This window comes from Mesorhizobium silamurunense, from assembly GCF_014843905.1.
Lineage (GTDB): Bacteria > Pseudomonadota > Alphaproteobacteria > Rhizobiales > Rhizobiaceae > Mesorhizobium > Mesorhizobium silamurunense.
Genome location: NZ_LPVS01000039.1, coordinates 1 through 16,970, shown reverse-complemented (window position 1 = coordinate 16,970; position 16,970 = coordinate 1). Strand labels below are relative to the sequence as shown.

Annotated in this window: 16 protein-coding genes; 12 read left to right on the top strand and 4 right to left on the bottom strand. The window is 63.0% G+C overall.

The genetic code is table 11. The annotated features are described in order from the left end of the window. The first annotated feature begins 3 nt into the window (after positions 1-3). From AU465_RS11425 to nuoG, 12 genes are all read left to right on the top strand, one after another. Positions 4-1,458, top strand: coding sequence for a monovalent cation/H+ antiporter subunit D family protein (locus AU465_RS11425; protein WP_192246948.1), 1,455 nt, complete (start codon positions 4-6; stop codon positions 1,456-1,458). Next, a complete protein-coding gene (locus AU465_RS11420; RefSeq protein WP_192246946.1) occupies positions 1,455-1,709 on the top strand; it encodes a hypothetical protein in 255 nt (84 codons plus the stop codon). The genes AU465_RS11425 and AU465_RS11420 overlap by 4 nt, the downstream gene beginning before the upstream one ends. Further along, the gene (locus tag AU465_RS11415) at positions 1,702-3,462 is read left to right on the top strand and encodes a Na(+)/H(+) antiporter subunit D (protein WP_192246944.1); all 1,761 of its coding nucleotides are present in this window, start codon (positions 1,702-1,704) and stop codon (positions 3,460-3,462) included. The genes AU465_RS11420 and AU465_RS11415 overlap by 8 nt, the downstream gene beginning before the upstream one ends. 8 nt (positions 3,463-3,470) lie before the next feature. Then, positions 3,471-4,946, top strand: a complete 1,476-nt coding sequence (locus AU465_RS11410; RefSeq protein ID WP_192246942.1) for an NADH-quinone oxidoreductase subunit M — start codon at positions 3,471-3,473, stop codon at positions 4,944-4,946. Next, positions 4,943-6,382 (top strand): NADH-quinone oxidoreductase subunit N, encoded by a 1,440-nt coding sequence (locus AU465_RS11405; protein WP_192246940.1) that lies wholly within the window; start codon positions 4,943-4,945, stop codon positions 6,380-6,382. Before AU465_RS11410 ends, AU465_RS11405 begins: the two co-directional genes overlap by 4 nt. A 154-nt stretch (positions 6,383-6,536) precedes the next feature. Further along, positions 6,537-6,902 (top strand): NADH-quinone oxidoreductase subunit A, encoded by a 366-nt coding sequence (locus tag AU465_RS11400; protein ID WP_192246938.1) that lies wholly within the window; start codon positions 6,537-6,539, stop codon positions 6,900-6,902. After that, the gene (locus AU465_RS11395; protein ID WP_111547966.1) at positions 6,890-7,393 is read left to right on the top strand and encodes a NuoB/complex I 20 kDa subunit family protein; all 504 of its coding nucleotides are present in this window, start codon (positions 6,890-6,892) and stop codon (positions 7,391-7,393) included. The genes AU465_RS11400 and AU465_RS11395 overlap by 13 nt, the downstream gene beginning before the upstream one ends. Beyond that, positions 7,390-7,953: an NADH-quinone oxidoreductase subunit C gene (locus tag AU465_RS11390; protein WP_192246936.1), complete on the top strand. Its 564-nt coding sequence runs from the start codon at positions 7,390-7,392 to the stop codon at positions 7,951-7,953. The genes AU465_RS11395 and AU465_RS11390 overlap by 4 nt, the downstream gene beginning before the upstream one ends. 1 nt (position 7,954) lies before the next feature. After that, positions 7,955-9,169: an NADH dehydrogenase (quinone) subunit D gene (gene nuoD, locus AU465_RS11385; RefSeq protein ID WP_192247011.1), complete on the top strand. Its 1,215-nt coding sequence runs from the start codon at positions 7,955-7,957 to the stop codon at positions 9,167-9,169. Positions 9,170-9,185: 16 nt separating this feature from the next. Beyond that, a complete protein-coding gene (gene nuoE, locus AU465_RS11380) occupies positions 9,186-9,698 on the top strand; it encodes an NADH-quinone oxidoreductase subunit NuoE (protein WP_192246934.1) in 513 nt (170 codons plus the stop codon). A gap of 4 nt (positions 9,699-9,702) precedes the next feature. Next, positions 9,703-10,968: an NADH-quinone oxidoreductase subunit NuoF gene (nuoF, locus tag AU465_RS11375; RefSeq protein ID WP_192246932.1), complete on the top strand. Its 1,266-nt coding sequence runs from the start codon at positions 9,703-9,705 to the stop codon at positions 10,966-10,968. 33 nt (positions 10,969-11,001) lie between these two features. Further along, positions 11,002-13,590, top strand: coding sequence for an NADH-quinone oxidoreductase subunit NuoG (gene nuoG / locus AU465_RS11370; RefSeq protein ID WP_192246930.1), 2,589 nt, complete (start codon positions 11,002-11,004; stop codon positions 13,588-13,590). A 59-nt stretch (positions 13,591-13,649) separates the two neighbouring features. On the opposite strand, the gene AU465_RS11365 is transcribed toward nuoG, so the two are convergent. The 4 genes from AU465_RS11365 to AU465_RS11350 form a co-directional block, all read right to left on the bottom strand. Further along, positions 13,650-14,090 (bottom strand): CBS domain-containing protein, encoded by a 441-nt coding sequence (locus AU465_RS11365; RefSeq protein ID WP_192246928.1) that lies wholly within the window; start codon positions 14,088-14,090, stop codon positions 13,650-13,652. Positions 14,091-14,135: 45 nt separating this feature from the next. Further along, positions 14,136-14,702 (bottom strand): NADH-quinone oxidoreductase subunit I, encoded by a 567-nt coding sequence (locus tag AU465_RS11360; RefSeq protein ID WP_192246926.1) that lies wholly within the window; start codon positions 14,700-14,702, stop codon positions 14,136-14,138. Between the two features lie 19 nt (positions 14,703-14,721). After that, positions 14,722-15,708 carry an NADH-quinone oxidoreductase subunit NuoH gene (gene nuoH / locus AU465_RS11355; RefSeq protein ID WP_192247009.1) on the bottom strand — a complete coding sequence of 329 codons (987 nt, stop codon included), beginning with the start codon at positions 15,706-15,708 and terminating at the stop codon, positions 14,722-14,724. A gap of 566 nt (positions 15,709-16,274) precedes the next feature. Then, complete coding sequence (locus AU465_RS11350) at positions 16,275-16,538, bottom strand: winged helix DNA-binding protein (protein WP_192246924.1); 264 nt, start codon at positions 16,536-16,538, stop codon at positions 16,275-16,277. Between the last annotated feature and the right edge of the window lie 432 nt (positions 16,539-16,970).

Below are 16,970 nucleotides of genomic sequence, written 5' to 3'. Positions count from 1 at the left end.
CCGGTGATATCGATCCGGCCGCTGCTTGCCGTTGCCGTCCCAGTTCTGGCGGCCCTGGCAGTCCTCCTTCTGAACAAACGCGAGAAACTTCGCGATGCCGTCTCGCCGTTGGCCGCGATCGCCATGTTCGCAATTGTCGCCTCGATGGCGCCCACGGTGCTGGCGGGCGGGACAGTCGATTTGCGCCTGTTCGAGATTCTGCCGGGGATCGACTTCGCTTTCCGTGTCGATGCGCTCGGCATGGTCTTTGCCACCGTATCGTCGCTGTTGTGGATCGTGGCGTCGATCTATTCCATCGGCTACATGCGGCACTTGAATGAGCATGCGCAGACCCGGTTCTTCGCCTGCTTCGCCGCCAGCCTCGCGGCCGCCGCCGGGGGCGCCTTTGCCGCCAATCTGTTCACGTTGGTGATCTTCTACGAGGCGCTGAGCCTCGTTACCTATCCGCTTGTCTACCACCATGAGGACGAGGAGGGATGGGCGGGCAGCCGCAAATACCTCGTCTATTTGATGGGAGCGTCGAAAAGCGTGCTTCTGGCCGCGCTGGCGTTGACTTACAGCATTGCGGGGTCACTCGACTTTGTGCCGGGGGGGCTGCTGGCGGGGGTCGACGCGTCGGCGCCGCTGCTGACCGTCGTCTATTTCTGCTATCTCTTCGGCTTCGCCAAGGCCGCGGTGATGCCGATGCACGCCTGGCTGCCGGCTGCGATGGTGGCGCCGACGCCGGTTAGTGCGCTCTTGCATGCGGTGGCCGTCGTCAAGATGGGTGTGTTCTGCGTGCTGCGCGTGGTGTTCCATGTCTTCGGCGCAGGGCTGGTGGGCGGGCTGGGGCTCGGCATCGCCACGGCCTATGTGGTCTCGTTCACGATCCTGATGGCGTCCATCTACGCCCTGACGCGGGACGACCTGAAGGCGCGGCTCGCCTATTCGACGGTCAGCCAGCTCTCCTACATCGTGCTGGGCGCGGTTCTGCTGTCGCCCGTCGCGATGGTCGGCGGGATCATCCACATCGCGGCGCATGCATTCTCGAAGATCACGCTCTTTTTCTGCGCCGGCTCGATCTATTGCGCGTCCGGCAAGCGCAACATCAGCGACATGGCCGGCATCGGCCGCAGGCTGCCCTGGACAATGGGAGCGTTCTTCGTCGGCTCGCTCAGCATGATCGGGGTGCCACCGGCTGCGGGCTTCATCAGCAAGTGGTATCTGGCGCTCGGCTCGGTGGAGGCCGGGGAGACCCCGTTCCTTATCGTGCTCCTGATAAGTTCGGTCTTGAACGCCGCCTATTTCCTCCCGGTCAGCTATGCCGCCTTCTTCGGGACGGAGGCGCAGGAGAGCCCGGCGACCGTTCGTGAAATTCCGATGTTGACGATCCCGCTGGTCGCGACCGCCATCCTGTCGGTGGCGATGGGCATCTTCCCGGACTATTTCCTCGCCCTGGCGGAAAGAGTCGTCAGATGATCAAGCGTGTCGTCGATTTCTTTGGCGATGAGAGACATGCGAGAAAGCGTCGCCGGCTATTCTATCTGGTGCTCGGCCTGATCGTTATCGCCGACGTTCTGGTCTTCCGCGAACACGCTGAATACCTGTGGGAGCGGCTGCCTGGCTGGTCTGCCCTCTACGGCTTCGGCTCCTGCGTGCTTCTAATCTTCGTGTCCAAGTTTCTTGGCCATCAATGCGGGCTGATGCGACGCGAGGGCTATTATGACTGACTTCGTCCATCCCGGCCTGCTGTTCATTCTCGGCGCTCTTCCGATCCCCTTCCTGAAAGGGCCTGTCCGCAAGGCCTATGTGCTGCTGATCCCAACGCTGGCGATCCTGGCCGTGCTGACGATGCATCCTGGCGGCTACGGCGCGGCGCGGTTCATTGGGCAGGAAATCATGATGGCGAAGGTCGACAAGCTAAGCATCCTCTTCGCCACCGTTTTCAGCATCATGGCATTGATCGGCATGGTCTATGCCTTGCATCTGACGCACGCAGGACAGCATGTCGCGGCGTTCGTCTACGTCGGCAGCGCGCTCGGAGTGGTGTTCGCCGGCGACTACCTGACCCTGTTCCTGTTCTGGGAGGGTATGACGTTTGCCTCTGCCTACCTGGTCTTTGCCCAGCGCAGCGATCAGGCACTCCGCGCAGGGTTCCGCTACCTCATGGTCCATATCACCGGCAGCGTTGCCCTGCTCGGCGGCATCATTCTCCATGGGTTCGCCACCGGTTCGCTGCTCTTCGGCCCGATCGAGGGCGGGCTGGGCTTCGCCACCGGCCTGATCCTTGCCGGGTTCCTGCTCAACGCCGCGGTGCCGCCACTCAACGCCTGGCTGACCGACGCCTACCCGGAAGCGACCGTCACCGGGGCCGTGTTCATGAGCGCCTTCACCACGAAGACCGCCGTCTATGTGCTGGCGCGGGCGTTTCCGGGGACCGATCTTCTTGTCTGGCTCGGCACAGTGATGGCGCTTTACGGCGTTATCTACGCGGTGCTGGAGAACGATTGTCGGCGGCTCCTGGCCTATCACATCGTCAGCCAGGTGGGCTACATGGTGGCGGGCATCGGCATCGGGACCGAGATGGCGGTGAACGGCGCCGTCAGCCATGCCTTCGCGCATATCCTCTACAAGGCGCTCCTCTTCATGGGCGCGGGGGCGGTGATCCACGTCACCGGGCGGCGCAAGCTCACCGAACTCGGAGGGCTCTACAAAACCCTGCCGGTAACCCTTGCGCTCTACATGGTTGGCGCCTTTGCGATCTCGGCATTCCCGTTCTTATCAGGCTTCGTCACCAAGTCGATGGTGGTGGCTGCCGCCGGACAGGATCATCGCGCGCTGGTGGTGCTGGCGCTGACAATGGCGTCATCGGGGACGTTCCTGCACACCGGGCTCAAGCTCCCGTACTACATGTTCTTCGGCACGGACCAAGGGCTGGAAGCGCGAGAACCGCCGCGCAACATGCTGGTTGCGATGGGCATGGCAGCCGTGCTCTGCATTGCGATCGGAGTGTTCCCCCAGACGCTCTACGCGCTTCTGCCCTACCCGGTCGACTTCGAACCCTACACCGGCGTCCATGTCACAGAGAGCCTTGGCGTGCTGATGTTCACCGCCTTGGGCTTCGTCATCTTCCTCAGGGCGCTCGACCCCGAGAATACGATCAGCATCGATACCGACTGGTTCTACCGCATGGGCGCGCGGCGCTTCATGTGGCTCGCCGAAAAACCATTGGCGCGCTACGAGAAGGCGGTGAGTGACGTGTCCGAGACCGCGGCGCTGCCCTTTCTGCACGGGATGGCACGGGCAGGACTGCGGATCGATCTGCACGGCGTGGACGCCTTCGTGAACGCCGTCGCTCGCACGATCCTGGCCGGCGGCGGAGCGTTGCGGCGGCTCCAGACCGGCGTCGTGACCCACTACGCGCTGGCTATGATCGCCGGTGTGATCGCGGCCATCGCCGTATTCGCTGTGGCGTGGCAGTAGGGGGCGCCATGGCGGTCCCTCTGCTTAGCCTCATCGTCTTCACGCCAGCCGTCGGGGCGGCGGCGCTGATGTTTATCCGCAACGACGATGCGGTGCGATGGATAGCACTGGCTGTCACTATCCTCGACTTCGCGCTTTGCATCGCCATGCTGGGCGGCTTCGACACCTCTACCCACGAGATGCAATTCACCGAGACGCACCCGTGGGTGCCCGCGCTGGGGATCACTTACACACTTGGCGTCGACGGAATCAGCGCACTCTTCGTGTTCCTGACCGCGCTTTTGGGCTGGATCTGCGTGCTCGCCTCGTGGGTCGCGATCGACCGCAAGGTGAAGGAGTTCATGGTCAGCCTGCTGGCCATGCAGGCGCTGATGCTGGGTGTGTTCTGCGCGCTGGACCTGTTCCTGTTCTACGTCTTCTGGGAGGCGATGCTGATTCCGATGTATGTGATCATCGGCGTCTGGGGTGGCGACGGCCGGGTCTATGCAGCGTTCAAGTTCTTCCTCTACACGCTGGCGGGCAGCCTGATGTTCCTGATCGGCGTCATCGTGCTCTATCTCCACGGTGGCGAGACCTTCGATATCCGCACCCTGATGGCGCATGATTTGCCGTTCCAGGTCCAGTCATGGCTGTTCTTCGCCTTTCTGATCGCCTTCGCGGTCAAGGTGCCGATGGTCCCGGTCCATACCTGGCTGCCGGATGCCCATGTGCAGGCGCCGACGGCCGGCAGCATCATCCTCGCCGCCGTGCTCCTGAAGATGGGTGCCTACGGGTTCCTGCGGTTCTCGCTGCCAATGCTGCCCGAGGCGACGGTGCACTATTCGACGCTGATGCTGGTCCTTTCGGCGGTTGCCATCGTCTATGGCGGGTTGCTCGCCTTGGCGCAGGACGACCTGAAGAAGCTGGTGGCCTATTCCAGCATCAGCCACATGGGCTTGGTGACGCTGGGGATTTTCACTCTCAACCTGCGTGGGCTCGAGGGCGGCATCCTGCAGATGTTCAATCATGGCGTGACGACCGGCGCGTTGTTCCTGTCCGTGGGCCTTATCTACGAGCGGACCCATACCCGCAGCATCGCGGATTATGGCGGGCTGATGAAGGCGGCGCCGGTCTATACAGCGTTTCTTGCACTGTTTGCCCTGTCGTCGATGGCGCTGCCGGGAACGAATTCGTTCGTGGGCGAGTTGCTGGTGCTGTCGGGCGCGTTCGCAGCCAACCTGGCTGTCGGTGCCGCTGCCGTTCTGGGCGCCTTGCTGGGAGCGGCCTATCTGCTTGGCATGTATAGGAAAGTCGCGCTTGGACCGGCCAGCATCGGCATGCGGTTCAAGATCCGCGACGTGAACGCCCGCGAAATGGCGGCGATCCTGCCGCTAGCCGTCTTCGTTCTTTGGATCGGGCTCTATCCGAAGCCCTTTCTCGAAATCATCGACGCCTCGGTGAAGCATCTACTGGCGCAGGTGCAGGGTAAGGGGGGCGCCCAATGACCGCCGCCGCGCTTTTCCAGTCGATTCTGGCGAGCCTGCCAGAGATCGTCGTGGTTACCGGGGCCTGTATCCTGCTGATCCTGGGGCAGTTGGTGCGGAAGGGGCAGCAACATTTCCTTGTCTGGGCTTCAGTCGCGGTCGTGCTGATTGCCGCCTTGGGGACGCTCATGCTGGCGGGCGAGGTGCGGCCGGCCTACTCGGGCATGTTCGTCGCCGACCGCTTCGCGGTCTTCTTCAAGGTCGTGTTCTACCTGGTCACAGTTCTGACATTCCTTCTTTCGCGAAAATATGCCGAGATCGAAGGGATCGGGAGCAGTGAATACTTTGTACTGCTGCTCCTGGCGCTCTCGGGAATGATGATCATGGCCTCAGCGACCGACCTCCTGTCGATCTATGTAGGTCTCGAACTGACGGTGCTCTGCACCTATGTGCTGACCGGCTTCCTGCGGCAGCAGCAGCGGTCGAACGAAGCGGCGCTGAAATACGTGATCCTCGGCGGGGTCTCGACCGGGATTTTCCTTTACGGCGTTTCGCTGATCTACGGGCTCACCGGCACGACGCAGTTGGACAGGATGGCTGCGGCGGTGACCGGTGATCCGCTCGATCCCGGATTGCTCCTGGCTGTGGTCTTTATCGTCGCGGGGCTGGTATTCAAGGTCGGCGCGGTGCCGTTCCACATGTGGGTGCCGGACGTCTATGAAGGCGCGCCGACGACGATCACCGCCTTCATGTCGGTTGGGCCCAAGGCAGCGGGGTTCGCTGTGATCCTGCGGGTGTTCCTCAACCCACTGGTCGCGGCCTCGAACGTCTGGATCATCGTTGCGGTCATTGCAGCAGTGACGATGGCGCTCGGTAGTTTCGTGGCGCTGGTGCAGGACAATTTCAAGCGCCTCTTGGCCTATTCCAGCATCGCCCACGCCGGGTTCGCCATGTTCGGCGTGGCGGCCGGCGGTGCGGACGGGGTCGCCAGCGTGATGCTCTATTTGCTGATCTATGCGTTCATGAATCTCGGCATCTTCGGCATCGTCATCATGATGCGGAACGGCGATTTCTCGGGCGAGGTCATCGAGAACTATGCTGGCTTTGCCAAGTCGCATCGCGGGCTGGCGCTTCTGATGCTGCTTTATCTGTTCTCGTTGGCCGGCATTCCGCCGACAGCCGGGTTCTTCGCCAAGTTCTACGTGCTGGTCGCGCTCGTCGAGCGGGGTTTCGTCATGCTGGCGGTGATCGCAGTGCTGCTGAGCGCCGTTGCCGCCTACTTCTACATCCGCATCGTGATGGTGATCTACATGCGCGAGCCGGAGGGCGCGTTCGATCCGGCGCTGACGCCCGCGCTCCGCGCCACACTCGCCTTCACCGCTGCCGGCACCATCGGCATCGGCCTGTTTCCGGCGTGGTTTCTGAAGCTTGCTCAACATGCCGCAATTGGCGGCTGATCGATTGGATTTGCAATGATCTGGCCGACGGAATACTCTTGCCGTGCAAGAAAGGAATGCCCAAGTTGCTTCCAAGGGCGCCCGCATCACCGGTCCCAAAGGGGTCGGTAGCGGCCTGAGCAAAGCCCTCGGCAGGTGACCGGGGCTACGCGACGTGACCGGAATGGAGTTCCTGCCGGTTCTTTTCATGGTCGCCGGAATTGTCCTGGTGGCGATGGTTACGCTTTTTGTTTCCTCGCTACTGCGCCCGTCCAATCCTTATCCCGCGAAGAACATGCCATATGAGTGCGGCATGGACCCGGCGGGCGAAGCTGCCGGAGGCCGCTTCAGGGTGCAGTTCTTCATCCTCGCGATCCTGTTTGTCGTCTTCGATGTCGAGACGATGTTCCTCTTTCCCTGGGCCGTTGTCCTGAAAGAGATCGGGCCGGTCGGCTATGTCGAGATGTTCGTCTTCATTTTGCTGCTTCTCGTGGGCTTCGCCTACGCCTGGCTGAAGGGGGCGCTGGAATGGGAGGCGTAAACAACGCGATCCGCGACAGCGTGCTGTTCACCACGGCCGACAGCCTGATCAGCTGGAGCCGAAGATCGGCGCTGTGGCCCGAAACCTTCGGCATCGCCTGCTGCGCCATCGAGATGATCTCGGCGGGGTGTGCCCGTTACGATCTCGACCGCTTCGGCGTGGTGTTCCGGCCTTCGCCGCGGCAGTCCGACGTAATGATCATCGCCGGCACCATAACGCGGAAATTCGCGCCCGTGGTGCGCCGGCTCTACGACCAGATGCCGGAGCCGCGCTGGGTCATCGCCATGGGCACCTGTGCCATCTCGGGCGGGGTCTACAACACCTACGCCGTGGTGCAAGGGGCGGAGACCTTCGTGCCGGTGGACGTGCATGTGCCGGGTTGCCCACCTCGGCCCGAGGCGCTGATGCACGGCTTCCTTCTGCTTCAGGAGAAGATCAAGAAATCCAGGGCGCTGGCCGGGACACCCCTGGATCGGGTTGCGGTGCCATGAGCGCGGAGACGTCCCTCATCCGCGCCCTGATCGCGGAACGTTTCGGGGAGGCAATCGAGGAGCTCGGCTTCTCGCATGGGGTTCACGCTTTCGCCGCTTCGCCTGACAGGATCGTCGAGCTTTGCCGGTTCCTAAAGGAACACCCGGCGCTGCGGTTCGATTTCCTGTCCGACATCTGTGGGGTCGATCACTACCCCGAGATGCCGCGCTACGAGGCGGTGTACCACCTCTGTTCGCTGCCGAACAAATGGCGCGTGCGGATCAAGTGCCGCCTCGGCGATCCGCCGCGGGTCCCGTCGGTGACGGGGGTCTGGCGCACCGCCAATTGGCATGAGCGCGAGGCCTGGGACATGTACGGGATCAGGTTCGAGGGCCACCCCGACCTGCGCCGGATCTATATGTGGGAAGGGTTCGAGGGCTTCCCGCAGCGCAAGGACTTTCCGCTGCGGGGCTACAAGGACAAGCTGAACCCGTTTGGCGCCGAAGGCCCGCCGCCGACGCAGCCCGACCTTGCCACCGAGGACATTCCACAGGGAGGCCGTTCCACACCGGGGACTTGAGATGACCGAAGTCACGGAACTGAGCTGGCCGGAAGCCGATGCGCCCCACACCAAGGAGGTGCTTCTCAACCTCGGCCCGCAGCATCCCAGCACGCATGGGGTGCTGCGGCTCGTCCTCGAGCTGGACGGCGAATATGTCGCACGCGTGGACCCGCATATCGGCTACCTCCACCGCGGCACCGAGAAACTGGCCGAGAGCTTCACCTACACCCAGATCTTCCCGCTGACCGACCGGCTCGACTACCTCTGCCCGCCCTCGAACAACCTAGCCTTCGCACTGGCGGTGGAGAAGCTCCTGGGCATCGAAGCGCCGATCCGCGCGCAATATATCCGCGTGCTGATGGCCGAACTGGCGCGGATCTCCGGTCATCTTCTGATCACCGGCGCACTCCCGCTGGACCTGGGCGCGATGACCGCGCTCCTTTACGCCATGCGCGAGCGCGAAATGATCATGGACCTGTTGGAGATGATCAGCGGGGCGCGGATGCACACCTCCTTCTGCCGGGTCGGCGGTGTGCGTGAGGATCTGCCCGACGGATTCTTCCCCAAGATCCGGGAGTTCTGCGACATCTTCCCGAACCGGATCCGCGACTATGAACGGCTGGTCGATAACAACCGGGTGTTCCTGAAGCGCACGCAGGGGATCGGCGTGATCTCTGCCGCGGACGGCATCGATCTGGGCCTGAGCGGCCCGAACCTGCGCGCCTCGGGCGTCGACTGGGACATCCGCCGCGACGAGCCCTATGAGATCTATGACCGGCTAGCTTTCAACGTTATTACCCGCGATGAAGGCGATTGCTACGCGCGCTGGCGATGCCGCGTCGAGGAAATGCGCGAGAGCGTCCGGATCATCGAGCAATGTCTCGACCAGATGCCCGACGGGCCGTTCCAGATCGACATGCCGACAATCGCCTTCCCGGTGGACAAGGATCGGGTGCACTGCTCGATGGAGGCGCTGATCCAGCATTTCGACCTGTCGGCCTATGGCTTCAAGGTGCCGAAGGGCGAGGTCTACTCGGCGATCGAGGCGCCAAAGGGCGAGCTCGGCTTCTACATCATCAGCGACGGGTCGCCAAAACCGTTCCGCATGAAGGTCCGGGCACCCTCGTTCGTCAACCTTCAGGCGCTCTTCGGGGTCACCAACGCGCGCTACCTGGCGGACATGATCGCAGTGCTCGGCAGCCTCGACCCCGTGATGGCGGAGGTGGACAAGTAGCAGGGATTTGGGCGCGATGACCATGCGCGAAAAGATCGAAGAGGCGGCGGCGCGATATCCCGATCAGCGCTCGGCGATCATGCCCGCGCTTCTGATCGCACAGAGGGAACATGGCCATCTGCCCGGACTGGTGTTGGAAGAGGTCGCCGACATCCTCGGCGTCGAGCGCATCTGGGTCTACGAACTGGCGACCTTCTACACCCTCTTCCATACCGAGCCGGTCGGCATTTTCCACCTGCAGCTCTGCGACAATGTCTCCTGCATGCTGCGCCGATCCGATGAGCTGCTGAGGCACCTGGAGGAGGTGCTCGGCATCAAGAAGGGCGACACGACCCCGGACGGGCTGTTCACGCTTTCGACCGTCGAATGCCTCGGCGCTTGCGAGATGGCCCCGGTGATGCAGGTTGGCGACGACTATCACGGCGACCTCGACATCACGCGGATCGATGCGCTCCTGGACAGGCTGCGCGCGACGGTACGGCAGGCGACTGGCGCCGATCTTGCCGCCGCAGGACCGCCGGGAGAATAGCGCCATGTTCGAACCGGTCCTTCTCAGGAACGTTGACGTGGCGGACGGCCATCTGCTCGCGACCTATGAGGCCGGCGGCGGCTACCGGGCGCTGGCCAAGGCGCTGCGGGAGCACACGCCCGACGAGATTATCGACCTCGTCAAGACATCCAACCTGCGCGGGCGCGGCGGAGCCGGATTCCCTACGGGCATGAAATGGAGCTTCGTGCCCAAGCGCGCCGGCAAGCCGAAATACCTGTGCTGCAACGCCGATGAGGGCGAGCCGGGCACCTTCAAGGACCGGATCATCATGGAGCGTGACCCGCACCAACTGATCGAAGGCATGGCGATCAGCGCCTACGCGATAGGAGCGGAAACCGCCTATGTCTACATCCGCGGGGAATACACGCTGGCGATCTGCCGGCTGGAGCAGGCGATCGCCGAGGCCTATGCGAAGGGTTATCTGGGAACACGGATCCTGGGCTCGGATTTCAACTTCGTCGTGCACATCCATTGCGGCGCCGGCGCCTATATCTGCGGCGAGGAGACCGCGATGCTCGACTCGCTCGAAGGCAAGCGGGCGCAGCCGCGTCTGAAACCGCCGTTTCCGGCGGTCGAAGGGCTCTACGCCAGCCCGACCGTGATCAACAATGTCGAGACACTGGCCTGCGTACCGCATATCGTGGTGCGAGGGGCCGACTGGTTCCGCGGCATCGGCCCGGACAAGAGCCCCGGCCCGAAGCTCTATTGCCTCAGCGGACAGGTGCGGAAACCGGGCCTTTACGAGCTGCCGATGGGGATACCGCTGCGCGAACTGGTCTGTGACTATGCCGGCGGGCCGCTGCCGGGGCGCACGCTCAAGGCAGTGATCCCAGGCGGAGTCTCGGCGCCGCTGATCCCGGAGCGCGGGCTGGACGTGGGGATGGACTTCGACTCGCTGGCCGCCGCCGGCTCGATGCTCGGCTCGGCCGGGGTGATCGTGATCGACGACTCGACCTGCATCGTCAAAGTCGCCACGCGGATCATCGAGTTCTTCCACCACGAATCCTGCGGCAAGTGCACCCCCTGCCGCGAAGGGCTGAACTGGGTCGTGAAAGTGCTGCGCCGGGTCGAGGCGGGCCAGGGCGCGCCGGGCGATCTGGAACAGCTGGAGGCGCTCTGCAAAGGCATTTTCGGCAACACGTTCTGCGCTCTGGGCGACGGCGCGGCGATGGGCCTGCGGGCAGCACTGGCGCATTTCGAGCATGAATTCGTCGCGCACATCGAAGAGCGGAGGTGCCCGTTTCACTGATGAGGACGCTGTAAGGGAACGGCGAGGAAGCCAATGGTTCGCGTCACAATCGATGAACGAACGCTGGAAGTGGAGCCGGGCTCCACGGTGCTCCAGGCCGCCGAGCGTTTGGGCATCAACATCCCGACTTTCTGCTATCTGAAGCGGCTGCCGGCGCTGGCCTCCTGCCGCATGTGCCTGGTGGAGATTGAGGGGCAGCGACGGCTGCAGCCTTCTTGCGCCACTGCGGTCACCGACGGCATGGTGGTGCGGACGAACACGCAGCTGATCGACGAAACGCGCTCTTCCATGCTCGACATGCTGCTTGCCAACCACCCTCTCGACTGCCCGATCTGCGACAAGGGTGGCGAGTGCGAGTTGCAAGACATGGTGATGGCATACGGGCCCCGTACAAGCCGGTTCCGCGATGCCAAGCGTGTGTTCCACTCCGAGGACATCCGTCTCAGCCCGGTCATCATCATGAACGTCAACCGCTGCATCCAGTGCCAGCGCTGTGTCCGGATGTGCGAAGAAGTCGTCGGCGCGGTCGCCTTGGGCACCGTTGAAAAAGGCATGGACACTGCCGTCACTGGCTTCGAGGGCAGTCTTGCGAGTTGCGATCAATGCGGCAATTGCGTCGAGGTCTGCCCGGTCGGCGCGTTGATGAGCTTCCCCTATCGCTACAAGGCGCGGCCCTGGGATCTGGTCGAGACCGACACGGTCTGCCCGCATTGCGGCACCGGCTGCCAACTGACCGTCGGCACACGCAAGGGCGAGTTCATGCGGGTCCGCTCGAAGGTGGAGCATGGCATAAACCGCGAAACGCTCTGCGTGCGCGGGCGCTTCGGCCTCGACTTCGTCCGGAGTCAGGACCGGATCAAGCGGCCGATGATCCGTCGTGACGGGGTCCTGGTCCCAGTTTCCTGGGACGAAGCGGGGGACTACTTCCGCCGGCGGCTGTCGGTCGTTGCCAGCAAGGCTGCGGGCGGGCTAGCCTCGCCGCGCCTGCCCAACGAGGTGCTTTATCAGTTCCAGAAGCTGATGCGGACAGCATTCCGGACCAACAATATCGACTGCTCCTCGCGCTGGTCCACGCCCTTTGATACGCTCGGCCCATTGGTGGCCGCCTTCTACACCCGCGCACCGCTGGAGGAGGTGATCGGCAACGACTGTGTGCTCGTCGTCGGTGGCAACGTGACGGACGAAAACCCAGTCACCGAATATTTGCTGCGGGACTGTGCACGGCGGCGACGGACCAGGTTGCTCATGCTCTCGGCGCGGCCATCCCGTCTGGACGCCGATGCGCGGGCGGTCGTTCGCGTGCCGCCGGGCGGCGAGGCTCAGGGCCTTGCCGCGGTGGTGACCGGACTGGGGGCGGCTGGTCAGGCATTGCCGGGCGACGTTTTTGCTGACATCGGCGCAACAACCGGCCGGCCGGCAGCGGTCACCGGCGGTGACGGTCCGGACCGCCTCGCCGCAGCGTTGCTGGAAGGCCGGACCATCACCGTGCTTGTCAGCGCTGACCTCTTGAGATCGCCCCTGGCGCGCGCGACGTTGCAGCAACTCAACAACCTTTTGCAGGTTGTGCGCGCGCTCGGTAAGGGCCTGGCGATGCGGTTCCTCTTCGACCGTGCCAACCAACTGGGCGCCTGGGACATGGGCGTTCTGCCGACGGCGCTGCCGGGGCTGCGCGGGCTCGCCGATGATGCGGCGCGCACAACTCTCGAACGGGCCTGGGGCGCCGAAATCCCGTCTGAACCGGGCGTGGATTTCGACGCCATGCTGGAACTCTGCGACAGGAAGCGAATGGGCGCGCTCTATATCGCCGGAAGCGATCCAGTGATGTCCTATCCCGACCGGGGATTCGTGCAGCGGGCGCTTGGTGCCGCCGATCTCCTGATCGTGCAGGACGCGTTCCTCACGGATACGGCGGGCCTGGCGGATGTCGTGCTGCCCGCGGCAAGCTATGGCGAGGAATCCGGCACGTTCACCAACAACGAAGGCCGGGCCCAAAAGGTCTGCAAATTCCGCGAACCCGCGCTCGAGGCGCGGGACAATCTGTCGATTTTCGACTTCGTTGCGGCGCTTCGCGGGCAGGCGTTGCGGCCGTCGATCCAAGGCGAAATCTTCGGCGAGATTGCCCGGCTGGTTCCGGCCTACCAGGGGTTGACGCAGGATGGGCTTGGCGCCGACGGAGCCTTCACGAAGGCGGCCCTTGCGCCACCCGTTGGCGAGTTCTTCGCCCTCCCGCCTGCCCCCATTGCAGCCGACCGGCTCATGCTGGTCACCGGCAACTGCCTGTTCCACAACGGATATCTTTCCGAGCGCTCGGAGATCCTGAATACGGTCGCGGATGACCCATATGTCGAGATGAGCGCGCGGGATGCAGTGCAGCTTGGCCTTGCGGATGGCGATCAGGTGGTCGTGCGATCGGCCCAAGGCGAACTGACGGCGAAGCTCAAGGTCAACAAGCGTTTTCCCAGGGGCCTCGTGTTCGTTCCCGAGAACTACAAATCCTTGCGTCTCAACAGCCTGATGCGGCGGGGCGAATACCCATGTCCGGTGGAAGTTCAAATGGCGCACGCGGCCTTCGAGATCGCCACTGTCGCCGGGGTCGAGGCGCGGCCTGAGAATCTGGGCTGAGGCACCACGGACTTCTCCGTGGCAGCCTGCCCTGACCCTGCACCCTTCAGCCGACGTCGTCAGTGATAACCGGTCCCCGCGATGTAATCGTACAGCACCTGCTCGTTGTTCTGCAATTCGTCGAGCCGGTGCTTGACCACGTCGCCGATGCTCACCACGCCGACAGTAGCGTCGCCATCCATGACCAGCACATGGCGCGTACGCCGGTTGGTCATTGTCGCCATCACCGAGGGCAGCAAATCCTGTGCCGAACAGGTCGCCACACTGCGGTTCATGATGTCGGCGACCCGCATCATGGGCGCCTTGGTTCCGTGTTCAGCCACCGCATTGCAGCAGTCGCGCTCCGACAGCGTGCCCAGGCATTGCCCGGGGAAACGGCTGACGACCACGAAGCCGATGTTGTTCTCCCTAAACAGCCGTAGCACTTCCACCATCGTCTGACCTGGAGTGACTGTGACGACCTCGGGAGCCTTGGTCCTCAAGATTTGGCAGACCAGCATATGAGCCTCCTGTCTGCGCGCTCCGGCTTGCCAGCTGGCGCGCCTTCACGTTCGTCGGATATTCCGCCACCAGTTGTACCCCCGTGGCTCGCTCGTCTCGACCAGCACGTCCTGCTCGGTGTTCAGGCGTGCAGCGACCACGCCGCCGCCGGTCGTTGCTTTGCCCGGCTTGCCGAGCAGATCGTCACGCCCGATCACCAGGTCACGCGAGGAAAAACTCGAGAATTCGTACTGTTGGCCAAGCGCGATCGCGTCCGCCGGACAGGCGTCCTCGCACAGCCCGCAGAACAGGCACCGGGCCATGTCGATCTCGAATTTTGCCGGGTGTCGGTTGCCCTTCTCGTCCTCATAAGGGATGACCTCGATGCAGTCGCAGGGACAGATCCGCGCGCAGAGTTCGCAGGCTACGCATTTGATCTCGCCCTCGTCGTCGCGCTTTAGGAAGTGATGCCCGCGGTAACGCGAATAGGGCAACCATTTTTCCTTGTCCGGATACTGCATGGTCACGGGTCTGGAGAACATGTAGCCGAAGGTCAGCGCCAAGGCGTTCGCCAGATCGGCGAAGAACGCCCAGCCGATCCATATTCCAGTTCTGTCCAGTGCGCGCGACATCGTCGCCTCGTTGCAGCCCCTAAAGGAAAGCAACACCGGTTATGATTATGTTCGCCATCGACAGAGGAAGCAAGACTTTCCACCCGATCGCCATCAGTTGGTCGTAGCGATAGCGCGGGAAAGTGAAGCGGAACCAGATAAACACATAGACGAAGCACGCGACCTTGAGCGCGAACCAGAGGAGCGGTGGCAACGGGACCAGCACGCCGTTCCAGCCGCCGAAGAACAGGATCACCGCCAGGACCGACGTCAGAAGCATGACGGCGTATTCACTGACCATGAAGAACGCAAAGCGGATACCGCTGTATTCGGTATGGAACCCGGCCCCAAGATCGCCTTCCGCTTCCGCCAGGTCGAAGGGAATGCGCTGAGATTCAGCCAGCCCGGCGACGAAGAATACGAAGAACCCGACCGGTTGGTAGACGATGTTCCAGACATTGGCTTGCGCCCGCACGATGTCGAGCAGGCTCATGGATTGCGCCAGCATGACCACGCCGATGACCGCGAACCCCATCGGGATCTCGTAGCTGATCATCTGCGCGCAGGTCCTGAGGCTGCCCAGGACAGCGTATTTGCTGTTCGCCGCCCAGCCGCCGAAGATGACGCCATAGACCTCGATCCCGATCACCGCGAAGACAAAAAGCAGCGCCACGTTCATGTTGGAGACGTAGAGGGTGATCTCGGTGCCGAGGACCGATACGGATTCGCCGAAAGGGACCGCGACGAACACCACGAAGGGCGGGGCGAGCGCTAGGATTGGCGCCAGTTTGAACAGGAAGCGGTCGGCCTCGGCCGGGATGTGGTCCTCTTTGGTCAAGAGCTTGACCCCGTCCGCCACCGGCTGCAGCAGCCCATGCCATCCCACACGCATCGGCCCCATCCTCTGCTGGATGTGCCCCGCGATCTTGCGTTCCAGCCACGTCAGCGGCAAGGGCAGCAGCAGCAGGATCGCAATCAGCAACGCGACCTTGAAGACGATCAGCCCAAGAGCAACGACGAGTTCCATGATCCGAGGCCACTCGTTCGACGGGACGAGACCCGCGACCCGATCAGCACTGCACGGTGTCAGGCTGCGCGGGAGTGGCAATTGCCAACCGCGGCGCACCTTGTGCAATGGTATCACAGCCTTGCCATCACTGGCTACGATGCGCGCGACGCTGCGCTTGGACGGGGCGGCAGGGCGAAACGAACTGCCATTTCAATGGGCAACATCAGAACTGAGACGCTGAGGGCATTCGACACGGCAGATATGACCAAGATATTGGCAAAGATGGCCTGACAGCCGCTTTGCTGACGTGCGCGGGTAATCGAAGCCGGCGCCGAGCTTGGGTGCTCGGCGCCCAAGTCGTTCAGCTATGTCTCGTCTCGCCAGGTCACCCGCCTTTCCCGGTGGATCTTCACCAGGCGCCGGACCCGGATCGTGTGCGCCTGCTCTCCTGTTGCGTGGAATAGCTGGACGCTCATGCACTCACGGCTCTTGCGTTGCTGGCAGCGCAGCGGGCCCTAATATGGCTTGAATGTTGAAGATCAACCGCGCGCTCATACCTGCCTCCCGCAAAACGACCCTGCGTGTCACCGAAGTTCATTGGGTTCGTCGCCGATAAGCTTTTCCAGCTTTTGGCGGAACGCCATTATCCCCGTGCGCACGACCGCGACCTCGCTCGCGGAGAGTCCTGCCGCAAGCTCCTCGACCAGAGGGCTCCACAGCCGCAAGGCCGCGTCATAGGCCGCTCTGGCGCGAGCGGTCAGGACGACGAGTTGCGCGCGACGGTGATGCGGGTTCGGTTCGAACGCGACGATGCCCTCGTCGTGCAGATCGTTGACGATCCGCTGCACGTTCTGACTGTTCCTCCATACGGGATAGGAACCACGGTGGCGGTCCGCGTGCCCGCCGCGATCCTTCTACGACGTTTGGTGGGCTTCAGCAGCCCACCGTAAGTCAACAAAATCAAAGCGATGCGCGGAGGTTCGCCACCTCGGACTTGGTTAACCGAAGGAGAAATAGCCGCTAAGTGATTGATAAATAACGACAATGGTGGGCCCGGAGGACGTCCTCAAATATTTGATTTTATTGTCTTTTTTGTGGGCACAGGTCAGACATCCTTTCCGTATCGTTCCGTATGGTTCCGCGAACCGTACAGTCGAACTTAGCTTACCCAATGCCTCCTCCGCGCCAAGAGCACTCATTGGTCAGCTACCGGCCGACGGTCTCGGTCCGCCCCCTCATATGAGGCGAGTTGTGTCAACGGTAGCGGCGGCGAAATCACC

Coding starts and splice junctions, on each gene's coding strand:
- AU465_RS11415 (WP_192246944.1), top strand. CDS start 1,702: ATGACTGACTTCGTCCATCCCGGCCTGCTGTTCATTCTCGGCGCTCTT.
- nuoH (WP_192247009.1), bottom strand. CDS start 15,708: ATGGAACTCGTCGTTGCTCTTGGGCTGATCGTCTTCAAGGTCGCGTTG.
- AU465_RS11420 (WP_192246946.1), top strand. CDS start 1,455: ATGATCAAGCGTGTCGTCGATTTCTTTGGCGATGAGAGACATGCGAGA.
- AU465_RS11395 (WP_111547966.1), top strand. CDS start 6,890: ATGGGAGGCGTAAACAACGCGATCCGCGACAGCGTGCTGTTCACCACG.
- AU465_RS11365 (WP_192246928.1), bottom strand. CDS start 14,090: ATGCTGGTCTGCCAAATCTTGAGGACCAAGGCTCCCGAGGTCGTCACA.
- nuoD (WP_192247011.1), top strand. CDS start 7,955: ATGACCGAAGTCACGGAACTGAGCTGGCCGGAAGCCGATGCGCCCCAC.
- nuoE (WP_192246934.1), top strand. CDS start 9,186: ATGACCATGCGCGAAAAGATCGAAGAGGCGGCGGCGCGATATCCCGAT.
- AU465_RS11360 (WP_192246926.1), bottom strand. CDS start 14,702: ATGTCGCGCGCACTGGACAGAACTGGAATATGGATCGGCTGGGCGTTC.
- nuoF (WP_192246932.1), top strand. CDS start 9,703: ATGTTCGAACCGGTCCTTCTCAGGAACGTTGACGTGGCGGACGGCCAT.
- nuoG (WP_192246930.1), top strand. CDS start 11,002: ATGGTTCGCGTCACAATCGATGAACGAACGCTGGAAGTGGAGCCGGGC.
- AU465_RS11410 (WP_192246942.1), top strand. CDS start 3,471: ATGGCGGTCCCTCTGCTTAGCCTCATCGTCTTCACGCCAGCCGTCGGG.
- AU465_RS11405 (WP_192246940.1), top strand. CDS start 4,943: ATGACCGCCGCCGCGCTTTTCCAGTCGATTCTGGCGAGCCTGCCAGAG.
- AU465_RS11390 (WP_192246936.1), top strand. CDS start 7,390: ATGAGCGCGGAGACGTCCCTCATCCGCGCCCTGATCGCGGAACGTTTC.